Origin of the sequence: Candidatus Hydrogenedens sp. (genome assembly GCA_035361075.1) — a bacterium.
Taxonomy (GTDB): Bacteria; Hydrogenedentota; Hydrogenedentia; order Hydrogenedentales; family Hydrogenedentaceae; genus Hydrogenedens.
In genome coordinates this window covers 1-16,338 of the sequence record DAOSBX010000030.1, presented here as the reverse complement: position 1 = coordinate 16,338, position 16,338 = coordinate 1, and the positions used below count along the sequence as shown (strand labels likewise).

Genomic DNA, 16,338 nt, shown 5'->3' with positions numbered 1-16,338 from the left:
CCTAAAAAATGTTCACGAATTGCTGTGGCTATGTCTGGAACATCAACAATTTCAATAGGTGCGGAAATATGTTCCTCAGCCAATACTTCTTTTAATACCCCTTCCGCTTTAGGTCCAGATGGACAGCCCTTAAATAACAACAACCGAATTTGCATTACCCATAATCCATTTACTTTTTACTTTATAAAAAGTGGCAGCCCCTACGGGATTCGAACCCGTGTGACAGGACTGAGAATCCTGCATCCTAAACCGCTAGATGAAGGGGCCTTTATAATTCAAAAAATATTGTACCAAAATTATATTTGTATTAACAAATACCAAAGGTAAAATTTGATTATTATCTTGTCCCGAAGAAACATTGATAACCAAAAAATATTTGCCAAAATTGAAATAAATTACCTCTGTGAAAAATTGGGTGAGCCTCTTCTAAAAAATTACAATATAAAATAATAAAATATATTTTGTTTTTATTTATTTGCTGTAATATTTTATTATATATAGTAGTGTTTCTATCGTGTAATACTATATAATGTATATCGATTTATATAAAAACATAATTTTGGAGGAATAATTAGTGAGAATTGGAAATCGTTCAAGGTCATTCCTGACCCATGGGAAAACCCTATTTAAAAAAATGAGTTACTCTTCAAATGATGAAGTACCGAAAGAAGAAAAAATTCAACCATCGGAATCTAATGTAGAGAAAGAGAATAAAATTCCCGAGACTATGACAGTTAATTTAGAAATGGAAATTATAGAATTAGGAAGAAAAATTTCTCCACAACTTACAAACTTAAGAAAGACAATAGAAGAAAGTAAAACCCTTAATGATACTCGTAGTTGGGTATATTCTGCCATGTCGATTTTATCAAACTGTGTTGAGATTTCAGCAACAAACCATCAGGATGGTTTAAAAAATCTATTTTTAGATATGGCACGGATTATTTATTCCGCAGATAGAATAGGTAAAGCACCTTTATCTATCGAACCGACATTAGAATTGTATTCACTTCTCTGTTGTATTGTGGCTGATTTCTTGACAGGAAAGCCTAACAAGACTATGTTTGAACAATGGCAGAAAACATATAAGAAGATAACAGAAGATTATAACAAATTAGGTATTCGTCTCATATATGATGATGAAGAACCAATCCCAACAACCATAGAATCATACACTATTCCAGCGGATGAAAATGATGAAAATATAGAAAAGACTATAATTGAAGAACAAAAATCTGAAGAAACACCAACCCCGTCTGATTTGTCTGTCCCGTCCGACTTGTCCGTCCCGTCTACTCCGTTCGCCTCGTCTGACTTGTCTGATTCGTCCGTCTCATTTGCTCCGTCCGATTCGTCCGACTTGTCCGCTTCGTCTGACTTGTCTGATTCGTCCGTCTCGTCTGCTCCGTCCGCTTCGTCTGACTTGTCCGCCCCGTCCGACATCAATTCACTATTAGAAAATATCACTCAGCTTACCAACGAACCCATTAAAGCCCTTATTCAAGACACCCTAAAGGCTATAATAGAGGGAACCCCTGAAACCGCAAAAATTAAGGCAATCGAACTTGCTACAGAAATGGCAAAATTAGAAGTAGACAAAGCAAAGACAGATTTACGCCGAACTGAATTTCAACTTGACACAATAAACTCAGAGATAACTCAAGTGCAGGAGCAGATGAATATCTGCAAAACAGAAGTTGAAACAATAAAGATGGAAATGAAGGAACAAGAAAGATTATTACAAAACACATTACAAGAAAAAAATCAAATAGAAAATAGGATAACAGACACTAAAAATAGCATTACAGAGATTGAGAAGAAAATAGCTGAATTAGAACACCAAAAAGAAACCGAACTTTTAAATCTTAAAAAATATGAAGAAGATGCTATAACAACAGAAAACACAATTCACGAATGCAATCAAAGTATCCTCTTATTACAGGATTCAATCCAAGATTCCGAAAATCAAACAAGAACACTTCTGCAAAGAATGGAAACCCTCGAGTCTATAAAATATGAAAAAGAACAGCAATTGAAATTACTTGAATATCAGATAAAAGAACGAGAATTAATTGTCGTTAAACTTGAAGAAACGATGAAAACATTAGACCCTATGTCCGCAAAATCGTTGAATAAAAATATAGACAATTCTTGTAATTGCAGACCAGAACAACAAGTAACAGATTTATTTTATGGCGAGGTATAAATGTTAAAACTGTTTCAGAAACCCATACGTGTTATTGCTATTGATTTCGGTTCTAATGCTATCCGTGTGCTTATAGGTGAACAAAACAAAGAAGGTAGTATTGCAATACTTGGTTATGGCACCAGCCCAACAGAAAGTGCTATATCCAAAGGAATTATTCAAGATATAGATGCAACACGTCAGGCATTACATCATGCCATCAGTATGGCTTATCAAAAAAATAATAAAGTTCCTCCAAAACTTATTTCTATAGGAATTAATACACCACGTGCTGAAACACAAACCAAGGAAGGAGTGGTTCGGTTAAAAAATGAGGAAATAACCGAAGAGCACATGTATCAAGCATTTGATATGGCTCAGCGAGAACTGAACAAGCACGAAAAGGAACTGATTACCTCTGTTACTTCATACGAGTGGTATATCGATAATATTGGTGTTTCTCAACCACTTGGAATGAAAGCGAATCAATTAAAAATTCGATTACATGCTACGCTGATTCCAAAAGTTATTATTGAAAACATTCGAAATTGTATAGAGAGTGTATTAACCCCGACCCACTCCGTAATTGACCACTTCATCTATAGTCCTATTGCAACAGCGTTAGGTTCTTTAACCCCCGAAGAATTTGAACTCGGCGCATTAATAATTGACCTCGGAAAAACGACGACAAACATGGCTGTTTTTTCAGAACATAAACTATTGTATGCATCTACCTTCGACTTCGGAACTATTTTCTTAACTCGCGATGTTACCGCCTTATTAAAGGTGACTTTTGATGAAGCAAACAAATTGATATATGATTACGGCATCTCAAGTGAATTGATAAACAACCCAAACATCGCATCACCTGCTGTTTCTGAATTAAAAAATATCTCAGGCTCAACTTTATCCTTATCCAGTGAAAGAAAAAACAATCCCGTTCACTTACAAAGTGCCTTGGATGGTTTCAGTCGGAATATCCCCAAAATGGAATTAGAAGGTGTCATATTTGCACGTGCACAAGAAATGGTTCATACCTTAAAACAAGAAATAGATATTAAAAAACTGGAAAATACATTTATTGGAGGTGTCGTCTTAGCAGGTGGTGGAGCCCAATTAAAAAACTTTGATATCCTTGTAAAAAAATGTTTTAATACACCTGTGCGTATTGCACGTCCATTAGGAATACAAAATATTCCACAATCTATCAATAATTCTGAGTTTGCAACTGTTGTTGGTATCCTAAAGCATGGATTTACTCAATATAACGCCATCCAGAAGGGGACAGTCTTCCAACATAAAAGAATTGCTAATCAATTTTTCCATTTTCTTACCTCCCCAAAAAAATTATTTACCTCAAAAAAGAAAAGGACTAATGCTTCGTAATTGTAACCGCATTAGTCCAAAGTAACAGAAGAAAAAGGAATTTATAATAAAGACCCAATAATCCGTTTAAATGTTTCACTATTGGATTAAAAACCAGATAAACTATTACAATAAAGAATATTTGAAATGAAATATTTCAGCTCATAATAAAACAGATTCTTAAAATCAGGAGTTCATAATGCAGAAAAAGTTTATAGAACCAAGATTGTTAAAAGGTTTTCAAGACCACCTTCCTCCCAAAAGTTTTATCCGAAATAAAGTCAAACAAGTAATAAGTAATGTCTATGAAAAATATGGTTTTTCATTCATTGAAACACCTGCAATTGAACTGAAAGAAATTCTACTCGGTCCTGGCGGTGAAAATATCAATAAAGAAATATTTTTTTTAGAAACCCCCGAGGGTGAAAAGTCAGCCCTTCGTTTTGATCATACAGTCCCATTTGCAAGAATAATAGCCCAATACCCTGACATTATCAAGCTCCCATTCCGAAGATATACTATCGGTTCTGTCTGGCGTGCTGATAAACCAGGGATAGGCAGGTATCGAGAGTTTGTTCAAATGGATGTAGACATCGCAGGCACCCCAAACATATCTGCCGATGCAGAAATTGTGGCTGTCATGGTTGAAATTATGAAAACCCTGGGATTTAAAAATTTTCGTGTTCACATCAATAATAGAAAACTTATTGATGCCCTCCTTATTTTCAACAACATAATAAACGAAGAGACACAAAAACATGTTCTACGAGTTATCGATAAACTTCAAAAGGTAGGTATAGATAATGTCCGCAAAGAATTAGGGCAGGGGAGAATTGACGAGTCCGGTGACCCTATAAAAGGTGTAGGATTATCTGAACCTGTAATTAACAAGATACTTAATTTCATAAATATCAAAGCTGAAACACGAAAAGAAATCCTTGTCCAATTAAAACAACAATTGCCTGAAAGTTCTGAAGCCCAGCATGCCATAGAAACCATGGAAGAATTAGATGAATACCTAACAGCACTGGATATCTCTGACAGGGAAGCCATATTTTCTCCATCTCTAACTCGTGGTTTGGATTACTATTCTGGACCCGTGTTCGAAATGATTCTCACAGATGCTCCCCACATAGGTTCTGTTATGGGTGGTGGTAGGTATGATACCTTGGTTTCACGTTTTACAGATAAACTTATCCCATGTACAGGTATGTCAATCGGGCTGGATAGATTAATTAGTGCAATGGAGGAACTAAATCTTTTTGAAAGGAATCTAACTCCGTATGATGTAATCATTACTCGCGTTGGGAAAGTTCCTATTCGTGAAGCATTAGCAATCGCAAAAGAACTACGAAATGCAGGATTCAGAGTATCCGTATATCTCGGTAAAAAAACGAAAGAAACCTTAGGTGAACAATTATCTCATGCCAACCACTATAATATTCCCACAGCGATTATTTTAGGTGAAGATGAACTTAAACGCGGAGAAGTTTGTATCAAAGATTTGTACTATGGCGAAAAAGCCCGTGAAAATATTAAAGATAGAGAGCAATACAGAGAAGCAGGAACTATAAGTCAGGTGACGATTCCCCGTGAGAAAATGATAGATACACTCCATTCTTTTTTATTACGAAATAAATAAAAACACTCATTACTCTCAACAAATTTAGTCACGCTCTCTTGTTCAAAAGGTACTTTATTAGTTGGGTGGGTCTCCAATAACAGGGTCACTATCCAAAGGCAATTGAGCCTCATTATATCTTATAATGCCCGTGTGGTCTACCCTAAAATATCGATTTCCAGAATAACCAAACGTTTCAGGGGAAGCGTAACAAACAAAACGAACATTCGTGGCTTCGGGCATCGAATAAACATAACCCTGTCGAATACAACCTTCACTCCATGACTCATCTAAATACCTTGTTATTGGTGTCGTTGGCATCCCATTAACAAGACTATCAAAACTACCATAAGTATTATGAGATGAATAAAATGATACTTGAGCTGTCGAAATTGCCCTTAAATTCCAAATAGTTGATGCTTCGTTGGCATGGATTCGTGAACGGATTAATGCGGGGATGGTTATTGCTGCAAGCACAGAGATAATTAAAACGACAATACTAATTTCAATTAAGGTAAATCCAACAACGATTCTCTTCTTTTTACATACCACACACATTTTTTGTCCCTATCATTTGTTTGCCTATTTATTACAGTATGATGGCGGTCACCGGGTTCCGCCATCATACCTCAGCACCAACACAACCCACTGATTAGCGGGTTAATGGCTAAACTACAATTATTGTTGTTGTTCTCCGATGGGCGGGTCACCAGCGCCAGCTTGTCCACCTGTTTTGAAGCGGATTACACCACTGGCATCTGTGTAGAAATAACGAATACCGCTTTCACCAGGGTCAGCCGGGTCTGCATTGCAGGTAAAGTTATTTGATCCCGTAGAACCCAGAGTAAATGTATAACCTTGCTTAATATTATTCTCACCACCCCAGTTTCCTGCTAAGAATGGAGGGTCTGCGCCTGTTAAGTCTGCAAAATCACCTGTATAAGAACCATTTGCAGAGTTATAGGCAACTTCAGCACCAACAATGGCTTTTAAGTTGCTGATTGCAGCAGATTCATTGGACTGCAATCTGGAACGAAGCAGATTGGGAATCGCAATTGCTGCAATAATAGCGATGATTGCTACCACAATCATCAATTCAATGAGTGTGAAACCTTTGTTTTTCATAATACTTCTCCTTAATTTGGGTTTAATTTTTTGTTAAACTTTTCTTACCTTGATACCCGGGTTACCAAGGCAAATTATTAAATTGTAGTTATAATTATATAACAATTATTATGCCAAGAAATAAAGGAATGGAAAAATATAAATAGTCTATCTTTAAATTATTAAATATCAATAAGATAAAAAATAAATATAATTATTATTAATTTTGTAAATAAATATCGCATGAAAAGAAATAACAAAAAATGTCACTTAATAACAATTTTGGTATTTTTATTATATGCCTCATATAAATCAGAAAACCTTTCCATCGATTTGCTATAAATTTAGAAATAGATTTGGAATAAGTTAAGTAAAGAATAGTAAGATTTAAATATTATTGTTTATATTCTACTATTTACCCCGCCAAAATGAAGGGAAAAATAACACCAATATTGCATATATCTCCAACCGACCCATCAACATTAACATACATAACACCCCTTTACCTAAAATAGGAACCGAAGAAAAATCTTCAACACCTCCAACATATTCTAATCCAGGACCACAGCCATTCAACGACGCAGCCACTGATGATATAGAAGTTACAATTGGCAACCCAATCCAACACAAAATAAGACTACCTATAACAAAGACGGATACATATAGAGCAAAATAACTCAAAACAGATTTCTGAACATCATCGTCAATTGCCTGTTCTCCTAAATGGATTGCCTTTATTACCCTGGGTTGGAAAATGGTTTGTATCCTATTTAGTAAGAATTTAAGTAGGATAACTACACGAATTATTTTCAATCCCCCTGAGGTTGAACCTGCTGACCCACCTATAATCATCAGTATCACAAGAGCCCATCTTGCAAAATAAGGCCATGAGTCATAATCTTCTGTTGTAAAACCTGTATCCGTCATTAAGGATGTAACTGTAAAAGACACACTCCTTAGGGCTTTCCCAAAAGAGTACTGTACAAATTCACTTTTATCCAAAGAGAAAGTCCCATGATACCCCATTACACAAATAGTTAAAAATACAATAGAGAAAAACCAGATAGATATATAAGCCCGCCATTCTATATTTTGGAAGAAAGCCCGAATATTCCTCTGATAAAGAAGAAAGAACAATCCAAAGTTTGTGCCTGCACAAAGCATAAAAAAAATAGTAATTATTTCTATCGGCAGACTATTATATGCCCCAATACTCATCTGCCTCGTCGAAAATCCCCCACTGGCTAATGTTGAAAAGGCATGACATACCGCATCAAACAAACTCATTCCAAATAACATTAAAAGAATACATTGAATAGTTGTCAGCGAGATATAAACGAACAACAATTGTTTCAAAGTCTCTTTAACTCTGGGTCTAATGAATTTTACATCGGGTACAAAAGATTCAGATTTGAGAAGCAGACGACCTCCTGCCCCTAAGTAGGGGAGCACTGCAATAAACATAACCACAATTCCCATTCCACCTAAAAAATGAGTAAAAGCTCGCCAAAAAAGTAATGTTTTCGGGAAAGTCTCTATATCCTTCACTACTGTAGAGCCTGTAGTTGTAAACCCAGATACGGACTCAAAAATAGCATCCATTAGTGAAAGATGGCCAGATAAGTAAAATGGAAAAGAACCGCAAATAGTAATTAATATCCATCCTAACCCCACTAAGGCTAACGATTCCTTAATTAAAAAACGCTCCTCCTCCGCCTTACTTTTTCGGAAGGTAGATACAATACCTAATACTCCGATTAAAAACACATACATAAAGGACTCTAAAATATAAGGAATAATATCTGTCTCATGATAGGCTATAGCGGGAACTAATAATAACGAAAAAACAAAAGCATATCCGATTAGAAGTCTTCCTAAATAATTAATTAATTGAAAGTAATTCATTTTGATTACCGTTTTCTATATAAAAATTAGTTCTTCAAGTCCCATATAAATCTATCATTTAAATAATTTACTCACGTCATTAAATTTTTCAGCCTTTGTTACAATAACTACCCGATCACCTTCCTTTATCACATCGGTTCCTGTAGGAATTATTGGCTGTTCTTCACGAATTATTCCTGCAACCACACAACCAATGTCAAATCGAATATCTTTAAGAGCACGATTAAGAAACTTAAAGGATTTTTTAATCTCATATTCGGCAATTTCAATACCCCGTATATTCAATAAATGTTTTACCGTATTTTGATATACAATTCGCAATACCTTATTAACAAAACTGTAGTATGGAATTACCGAGTAATCAATTCCAAAACGGTCTACTAATTCACCAAACTGTTTATTATATATAACACTTACCACATAAGGGATACCTATGTCCTTCGCTAAAGATGCTGCCACTACATTCCGTTCATCATCATGGGTCGGTGCAATGAATACATCAAAATCCTTTACCGCTATCAATTGAGAGCGATTGCTCAATGGGTCATCATTTATAATATCCATTTTATATTTAGAAAGTATCTGCGACAACTCCTCTGCCCGTTGTTTATCTTTCTCAAATAATTTAATCACAGAAACTTTATCTTTTAATGCTCTAATAATCTGAACAGTTATAGGTGTTCCACCTAAAATAATAACTCTTTTCTTCTTATCCCAATCCCCTGTAAATACCTTTACTGCACGTGCTATGCCATCACGTTTCCCAAAAATTCCTAAAATATCTCCACACTTTATCTGTGTTTCTCCTGTAGGCACATCCACCTGCTTCCCTGATTTTATATACCCAACAACTAACTTTTCTCTAATTACATCCATTACCTCCTTCAAAGTCTTTCCACTTTCCTTAAATTGGTTCCAGACCCTCAATTCATAAAATTGGATACGGTCATTTCCATACTCTTCTGAAACCAATAGCCCTGGCGATTCAGTAAAACTCGCAATATCCGTTGCAGCCAATTGGTCTGGCGACAAGAAATAATCAATCCCCAGAATGCTCTCATATAAAAATGCATTATTAATATAGACCATGTCTGAAATCAAAGCAGACACACTCACCGCACCTAAGTTTTTTGCGCAACTACTTGCAATTATATTTGCCCTATCATCCCCCAAAGTTGCAATGAAAAGGTCACATCCACCACTTATTACCTCCTGTATTAATGATGGGTCTTGAGCATTACCTAACCGTGTGCCGACGTCGACCCTTCCTGTTAAATCGTCAAGTACTGATTTGTCGTAATCTATCACGGTAACATCATTATCCTTGTAAAGCATCTCCGCCAATAGCGAACCTGCTCTACCCGCACCTGCAATAACAATTTTCATATCTTTTATTCCAATATATGAATGTTATCTTTTAGAATTCTCTTTCACATTATCTTTGTTGCTCATTACATATTTTATATATATAAAATGGTATTATATCACTAAAATAAACCATGAAATAAAAAGGAAAGGGATATGAAAAATACAATTCCTCTTAAAATCAAAAACACTATCTACACACTACCTATTATCATTTTTTTACTATGCTCTTCTATATTTTCCGAAGAAGAATTTCAAGCAATTCTGGGATTAAACACAGATTTTACCAAGGTTTCAATAAACACCTCCCATGATAGGCTTATCAAAGAGAGATTTACTGTGGATAAAGGGGTATTTACCCAAACAGAAAACGGGAGAGCGGGTCTCGAATGGGCAAAGGAACTTCTACATGAACAGACAACAATCCCTCTAACAACATATACCTTATACAGAGAATATCAAAGAACAGGAGACCGTAAAAAATATGAAAAGCCTTATTTCCTGAAAAGGTCTATGCTTTCCGCGACCACCTTACTTATTTATTTTGAAAATGACGATTCATTACTTCCTCTTCTTAATGACCTAATCTGGGACATCTGCGAAGAATCTTCCTGGGTCGTTCCTGCTCATGAACGGCAAGAGAAGTATACGTATGTTGACCTTTTTTCTGCTGAAACCGCTACCCAATTAGCCCATACATTGCTTTTCTTAGAAGATAAATTGTCAGATGAAATAAAAAAAAGAATACGCTACGAAGTCAAAAAAAGGGTTATGCAACCGTATCTCTTTTATTCCGAAGATAAATATGGCTGGGTTCATGGACGAAATAACTGGACAGGTGTTTGTGCTGGGTCTATCGGCGAATGTTTTATCATACTGGAAGAAAACGAACAAATCCTGCGCAAAGCCATTACCCTCGTTACGAATCAATTAGCCCGCTTCGTGAAAAACGGTTTTGCAGAAGATGGCGGTTGTCTGGAAGGTATTTCCTACTGGAACTACGGACTCACACATTACGTCAGTTTTGGGGAACTGCTTTACGAAGCAACCGATGGAAATGTCAATATTATGCAGAACCCCCGACTTTACCAGATTGCCTTCTATCCCTATGTTGTTTATTTAGGAAATGGACAATTTGCCAGTTTCTCTGACGCTCCATCTCAATTTTATCCACATGCTTTCATCACACATCGGTTAGCAGAACGCTTCTCCGCTTACGACCGACTTTCTTCTACATCTCATCCGTTCATTTACCATAAATTGGGAGAACAATTAAATGTAGATTACCTACATGTACTTGCTAATCCTTCACCAACACACTGGCATTTTGGAGATATTATTCGCAATATCCTCTGGTCCTACCCTTATTCTCAACAACCCAAACAAGAAATCCCCATTGAAAGCACCTACTTGCCCAAATCAGGTATCGCAAGATTGGTTTCAAAAGATAATAATGGAAACACATATATCGTTATCTGTAAAGCAGGTAGTAATAATGAACCCCACAATCATAACGATGTTGGAAGTTTCGTCTATGCAGTTAATAACACTATTTTCCTTACCGACCCAGGTGCAGGTCTCTACTCACGAGAATATTTCAGTGCTAAACGATATGAAAACATCTTCACAAACTCCTACGGACATAGCCTACCCGTTATTGGTGGGAAACTACAAAGTGCTGGAGAAAAATACAAAGGAAAACTTAACTATGAACAACCCAACAAAGCTATTATAAACTTCCATGACGCATATGATATTCCAGCCTTGAAAAAAGCACAACGAACTCTCCTGCTAAACGAAGGTGGATTAAAAATTACCGATGATTTTGAATTCTCAAACCAAGGGGAAGAAATTGAAGAAGCACTTGTAACATGGTTACCAGTATCTATACAGAACAATTGTGCCATTATCGAAAGTAAGGAAGGCAAAATTAAAATTACCCCTTCTAACGGCTCGTTCGAAGTTGAATCCCTCAAAAAACAATGTGAGGAAAACAACCGTTCTGGCGAACTTTCCCGCATAAGATTGAAACTCCCAATGCAGACCAAAACACAGATTACATTTAACATAACCTTTTCAAAATAACAGTCTGTCCTGTCTGACTTGTCTTACCTGTCCGACCTTTCTGGCTCGTGTGCTTCCACCTAATTCTCACAATTAAATCTCCATTTTTACCTTTATTCTATTTCACTTGACTTTTTTAACCCCAATGTTTATGATAAAATTACAAAATCATAAGGAGTAATCCGTGATTAAACGAAAAATTATTTATATAGACTCCGAAAAATGCAACGGCTGTGGACTATGTGTTAATGCCTGTGCTGAAGGGGCTATTAAACTTATTAACGGTAAGGCACAACTTGTTTCAGATGTTTATTGCGATGGATTAGGTGCGTGCCTTCCCCATTGTCCCACAGGGGCATTATCCATTGTCGAACGCGAAGCAGAACCTTTTGATGGAGAATTGGTCAAATTACACCAAAGCTTAAAAGAGCAAAAAGCACCTGTTCACACATGTCCGAGTATACAATTTAAACCTGACCCATCCAAAAAAGGGACCCTTTCTCACTGGCCTATACAGATTCGTCTTGTTCCTCCTATGGCTCATTATCTTCAGAATGCGAAACTATTAGTCGTGGCGGATTGTGTACCTGTGGCATATCAAAATTTTCATAAAGAATTTTTAGATGACCATGTAGTTCTTGTAGGTTGTCCAAAATTCGACCCCAAAGAACAATATGTACAGAAATTTGCTGAAATTTTTATTAATAATGATATAAAAAGCATTACAATTCCCGTAATGGAAGTTCCATGCTGTCAGGCTTTGCCTAATATCGTACTTGCAGGTTTGCAATATTCAGGAAAAAATATTCCTATCGAAAAAATAATAATCTCTATTCAGGGAGAAATACTAAGCAAGCAATTAATTAACGGGTAGAAATAAATGCAAGGAAAATCGTCCAAACTGTCTTCAGGCTTTTCTTATGTATTGCCCATTTGCATATGCCTTGGATTTTTTATTGGGATAGGTTCTTTCACTTTTTACTATGCTCGTGGTTATTCCTACCTTACTGATGACCCCAATGCCTGTGCTAATTGCCATGTTATGAAAGATTTTCTTGATTCATGGCAGAAATCCAGTCATCACAATGTCGCAGTATGTAACGATTGCCACACAGGACATACGTTGTTTTCAAAGTATTATGTTAAAGGCTTGAACGGCTATCATCACTCCACTGCTTTTACTCTGGGCAATTTCCACGAACCTATCCGTATTAAAGAATTTAATCGAAAAGTTGCGGAGGGTAATTGTAGATACTGTCACGAAGATATTGTGCAAAACATTGACTCAAATATCGCTCATCGTGAACCATTACAATGCTTGAATTGTCATTTTAATGTAGGTCATTTTAATTATTAAAGGAAAGGAAAAGGAACATGGCAAAAGACTTCAAAGGCAATGAGGGGATGTCCTCAATTACCGCAATTGTTCTTATACTGGTAGTTGCTGTCGCTACATTTGCGGTAACCGCGTTGCTTATCAACATTTTTGAGAAGCAACAGGAGGCAAAAAATCCTTTCTTCCGTGTCGTTGAAATTAACGATGACACAGAAGACCCAGAAATCTGGGGTAAAAACTTTCCTATCCAATATGACCTATACAAACGAACTGTGGATATGGTCCGCACAAAATACGGTGGCAGTGAAGCACTACCCCATACACCTACCGAAAACGACCCACGTTTCGTGGTCAGTCAATCTAAAATTGAACTTGACCCTCGTCTGAAACGAATGTGGGCGGGTTATGCCTTTGCCATTGACTTTCGTGAAGAACGCGGACACGCCTATATGCTCGATGACCAGACCTTCACCGGTAGACAACAAAAACCCCAATTTGGGGTTTGTGCTCATTGCCACGCATCTGTTTATGTCCCATATAAAAAATTAGGCGATGGAGACCTTATTAAAGGTTTTGAAAAAATGAATCCCATGCCTTACATGGAAGCGAGAAAACTCTTACAACACCCTGTATCTTGTATTGATTGTCATGACCCAAATACGATGCAATTACGAGTAACCCGTCCAGGCTTCCTTGAGGGAATTAAAACTTATAAAGAAACTCAGGGTATAAAAGACTATAATCCCAATACCATGGCAACCCGCCAGGAAATGCGAACTTATGTCTGTGCTCAATGCCATGTCGAATACTACTTTAAAGGGGATGAAAAACGACTTACCTACCCCTGGCATAAAGGTTTAGAAGCAGATAATATTCTTGCCTATTATGATGAAATTAACTTTAAAGATTGGGTCCATGCGGAAACAAATGCACCCATGCTCAAAGCACAGCATCCCGAATTTGAATTATGGAGTCAGGGAATTCATGCCCGTTCTGGCGTCGCCTGTGCAGATTGCCACATGCCCTATACTCGCGTAGGAGCCTTAAAAGTAAGTGACCATCATGTCCGTAGTCCATTATTGAATATTAACCGTGCCTGCCAGACCTGTCACCATTTCTCCGAAGAAGAACTCAAAGCACGCGTAGAGCGTATTCAAGACAAAACAGCTGAAATGAAAGATATGGCAATGGATTCTCTTATAGCACTCATTGACGATATTAAACGAATCATGGATACAGGTATCTCCAATGAAAAAGTTGAAGAAGCCCGCTTATGCCAGCGCCGTGCATCATTCCTGATAGACTTTGTTGAGGCGGAAAACTCCACAGGTTTCCATGCCGACCAGGAATCCGCCCGTATCCTATTCAAAGCCATGGACCATCTCCGCAAAGGACAGGTCGCCCTCAAAGACGCCATCACCTTATATCAAGCTTACGGTAATACAACTACAAATTAATTTATAAATGATAATTTAATTTTTCATATAATTTAATATGGATATTCTTTTTATAGTTATAAATTTTATTATTTTATTCTTACTATAAAATTTTGTTTTGATAACCTTAATTTTATTAAAATATAAAGTGTACAAAACCTTTCTTAATTTAGGATATAATGACAAGTAGAGCTCCCTTAAATAGAACAATTACATTATCAAAAGAGGATATAGAACGCTATAAAAGGGATTTAATTAAGATAAATTCTCCTGTAAATATAGAGGCCATCCTCAATAAAGTGATCAATCAAAATTTTTGGGAAGTTATAGATTTCTTACCACCTTGTTTTGTTGACCTTCTTTTTGTAGACCCACCATATAATTTAACAAAAACATTTAATACATGTTCATTTACAGAAATGACTACACAAGAGTATATGAATTGGACAGAATCATGGTTAAATAAAATAATAAAATTATTAAAACCGACATCTTCAATTTATATCTGTGGAGATTGGCGTTCTTCTTCCGCAATTCACCTGTTATGTGAAAAATATTTTAAGGTAAGAAATAGAATAACATTTGAAAGAGAAAAAGGAAGAGGAGCAAATTCAAATTGGAAAAATAATTCAGAAGATATATGGTTTTGTACAATGTCTAATGAATACTATTTTAATTCTGAAGCAGTGAAGTTAAAACGAAGAGTAATTGCACCTTATCGAGAAAAAGGAAGACCTAAAGACTGGGAAGAAGAAAAAAATGGAAAATATAGGTTAACTTATTCATCAAATATATGGACAGACATCACAATACCTTTTTGGTCTATGCCAGAAAATACTCCCCATCCGACTCAAAAACCAGAAAAACTACTAGCGAAGATTATTCTCGCTAGTTCAAAAGAAGGAGATATTGTATTTGATCCATTTGCAGGTGTAGGAACAACAGGGGTTGTTGCAAAAAAATTAAGACGAAATTTTGTCATGATTGAATTAGATGAAGAATATTGTACTTATGCTACCAAAAGGTTATATCTTGCAGAAAATGATAATTCTATACAAGGTTATTATGATGGTGTTTTTTGGGAACGTAATTCATTAACGGATGTAAACAGAAAAAATATTAAAAAAGAAAGATCAAAAAAAGAAAATTATGAGATGTTTTTATTCTCTGAAAGAGATAGCTAGGAATAGATAATGAAAAGTTCTCTTTTTTATGATGGACATTATAAAAATGTAGAAGAAAAAATTAAAATATTTCTTAATAAATATCCCGATTTTTTAAGTAGAGAAACATTTTATAGTACAAGGGCGACAGGAGATGCTATACAAAATATTTTAGAGGAAAATTTTCAAAACATTTTAGGAATTCCTTTGAAAGATTATTCTAATAAGTTTGCACGAAGAGCAATGGCAGATATAGCATTTACAGACCAAAACGATTTATATTATATAGTTGATGTAAAAACACATAGATTGGGAACTTCATTTAACATGCCTAATCTTACTTCTGTGGAAAGACTATCTAGATTTTATGAAGATGATTCTAACTATTATGTGTTGTTAATAGTAGTATACAATATAAACAAAAATGTCCATATTGAAGTAGAAAGAGTTCATTTTATACCTATAGAATTTCTTTCTTGGAATTGTTTAACTATAGGTGCTTTGGGATGGGGACAAATTCAAATTGCAAATGCAAATAGCATAGTTATAAAACAAGGTTATTCTAGAAAAAAATGGATGATAGAATTATGTAATGTATTATTTGACTATTATCCTAATGAAATTAACAAGATAAGAAACAGGATGGAATATTTTAAGAAAATTAAAGAGAAATGGGAAAATAAGAAAGATATATGGGAGTGAAATATTTGCTATTTTTACATTATTATAGGTTTTTCTTCCAGTCGAAGTAGTAGTTGTTTTGGGGACCGAACCAGCCGACATTCCACGCACGA

General features: G+C 35.8%; 13 protein-coding genes and 1 tRNA gene. 9 read left to right on the top strand and 5 right to left on the bottom strand.

The window, feature by feature from the left end:
* Positions 1 to 191: 191 nt before the first annotated feature.
* Positions 192 to 267: transfer RNA gene (locus PLJ10_09730), tRNA-Glu, on the bottom strand.
* Positions 268 to 574: 307 nt separating this feature from the next.
* On the opposite strand from PLJ10_09730, the gene PLJ10_09725 reads away from it, so the two are divergent.
* The 3 genes from PLJ10_09725 (at position 575) to hisS (ending at position 5,192) form a co-directional block, all read left to right on the top strand.
* Positions 575 to 2,206 carry a hypothetical protein gene (locus PLJ10_09725; GenBank protein HOK09928.1) on the top strand — a complete coding sequence of 544 codons (1,632 nt, stop codon included), beginning with the start codon at positions 575 to 577 and terminating at the stop codon, positions 2,204 to 2,206.
* Entirely contained in the window at positions 2,207 to 3,571 is a 1,365-nt protein-coding gene (locus PLJ10_09720) for a cell division FtsA domain-containing protein (protein ID HOK09927.1), read from the top strand. It abuts the gene before it with no gap.
* 178 nt (positions 3,572 to 3,749) lie between these two features.
* The gene (gene hisS / locus PLJ10_09715; protein HOK09926.1) at positions 3,750 to 5,192 is read left to right on the top strand and encodes a histidine--tRNA ligase; all 1,443 of its coding nucleotides are present in this window, start codon (positions 3,750 to 3,752) and stop codon (positions 5,190 to 5,192) included.
* A 57-nt stretch (positions 5,193 to 5,249) separates the two neighbouring features.
* Here the strand turns inward: hisS and PLJ10_09710 are convergent, their stop codons facing one another.
* The 4 genes from PLJ10_09710 to trkA all read right to left on the bottom strand — a co-directional run bounded on the left by PLJ10_09710 (position 5,250) and on the right by trkA (position 9,566).
* Positions 5,250 to 5,729, bottom strand: coding sequence for a prepilin-type N-terminal cleavage/methylation domain-containing protein (locus PLJ10_09710; protein HOK09925.1), 480 nt, complete (start codon positions 5,727 to 5,729; stop codon positions 5,250 to 5,252).
* Between the two features lie 120 nt (positions 5,730 to 5,849).
* Positions 5,850 to 6,296 carry a prepilin-type N-terminal cleavage/methylation domain-containing protein gene (locus tag PLJ10_09705; protein HOK09924.1) on the bottom strand — a complete coding sequence of 149 codons (447 nt, stop codon included), beginning with the start codon at positions 6,294 to 6,296 and terminating at the stop codon, positions 5,850 to 5,852.
* Between the two features lie 390 nt (positions 6,297 to 6,686).
* Positions 6,687 to 8,180, bottom strand: a complete 1,494-nt coding sequence (locus PLJ10_09700) for a TrkH family potassium uptake protein (protein HOK09923.1) — start codon at positions 8,178 to 8,180, stop codon at positions 6,687 to 6,689.
* A 54-nt stretch (positions 8,181 to 8,234) separates the two neighbouring features.
* Positions 8,235 to 9,566, bottom strand: coding sequence for a Trk system potassium transporter TrkA (trkA, locus tag PLJ10_09695; protein HOK09922.1), 1,332 nt, complete (start codon positions 9,564 to 9,566; stop codon positions 8,235 to 8,237).
* A 135-nt stretch (positions 9,567 to 9,701) separates the two neighbouring features.
* On the opposite strand from trkA, the gene PLJ10_09690 reads away from it, so the two are divergent.
* The 6 genes from PLJ10_09690 to PLJ10_09665 all read left to right on the top strand — a co-directional run bounded on the left by PLJ10_09690 (position 9,702) and on the right by PLJ10_09665 (position 16,246).
* Positions 9,702 to 11,630 (top strand): heparinase II/III family protein, encoded by a 1,929-nt coding sequence (locus PLJ10_09690; protein ID HOK09921.1) that lies wholly within the window; start codon positions 9,702 to 9,704, stop codon positions 11,628 to 11,630.
* A gap of 163 nt (positions 11,631 to 11,793) precedes the next feature.
* On the top strand, positions 11,794 to 12,483 hold the full coding sequence (locus PLJ10_09685) for a 4Fe-4S binding protein (GenBank protein ID HOK09920.1): 690 nt from the start codon (positions 11,794 to 11,796) through the stop codon (positions 12,481 to 12,483).
* 6 nt (positions 12,484 to 12,489) lie between these two features.
* Entirely contained in the window at positions 12,490 to 12,966 is a 477-nt protein-coding gene (gene nrfH / locus PLJ10_09680; GenBank protein HOK09919.1) for a cytochrome c nitrite reductase small subunit, read from the top strand.
* Positions 12,967 to 12,983: 17 nt separating this feature from the next.
* A complete protein-coding gene (locus PLJ10_09675; protein ID HOK09918.1) occupies positions 12,984 to 14,402 on the top strand; it encodes an ammonia-forming cytochrome c nitrite reductase subunit c552 in 1,419 nt (472 codons plus the stop codon).
* 158 nt (positions 14,403 to 14,560) lie between these two features.
* Positions 14,561 to 15,565 (top strand): site-specific DNA-methyltransferase, encoded by a 1,005-nt coding sequence (locus PLJ10_09670; GenBank protein HOK09917.1) that lies wholly within the window; start codon positions 14,561 to 14,563, stop codon positions 15,563 to 15,565.
* 9 nt (positions 15,566 to 15,574) lie between these two features.
* Positions 15,575 to 16,246, top strand: coding sequence for a hypothetical protein (locus tag PLJ10_09665; GenBank protein HOK09916.1), 672 nt, complete (start codon positions 15,575 to 15,577; stop codon positions 16,244 to 16,246).
* Positions 16,247 to 16,338: the final 92 nt, after the last annotated feature.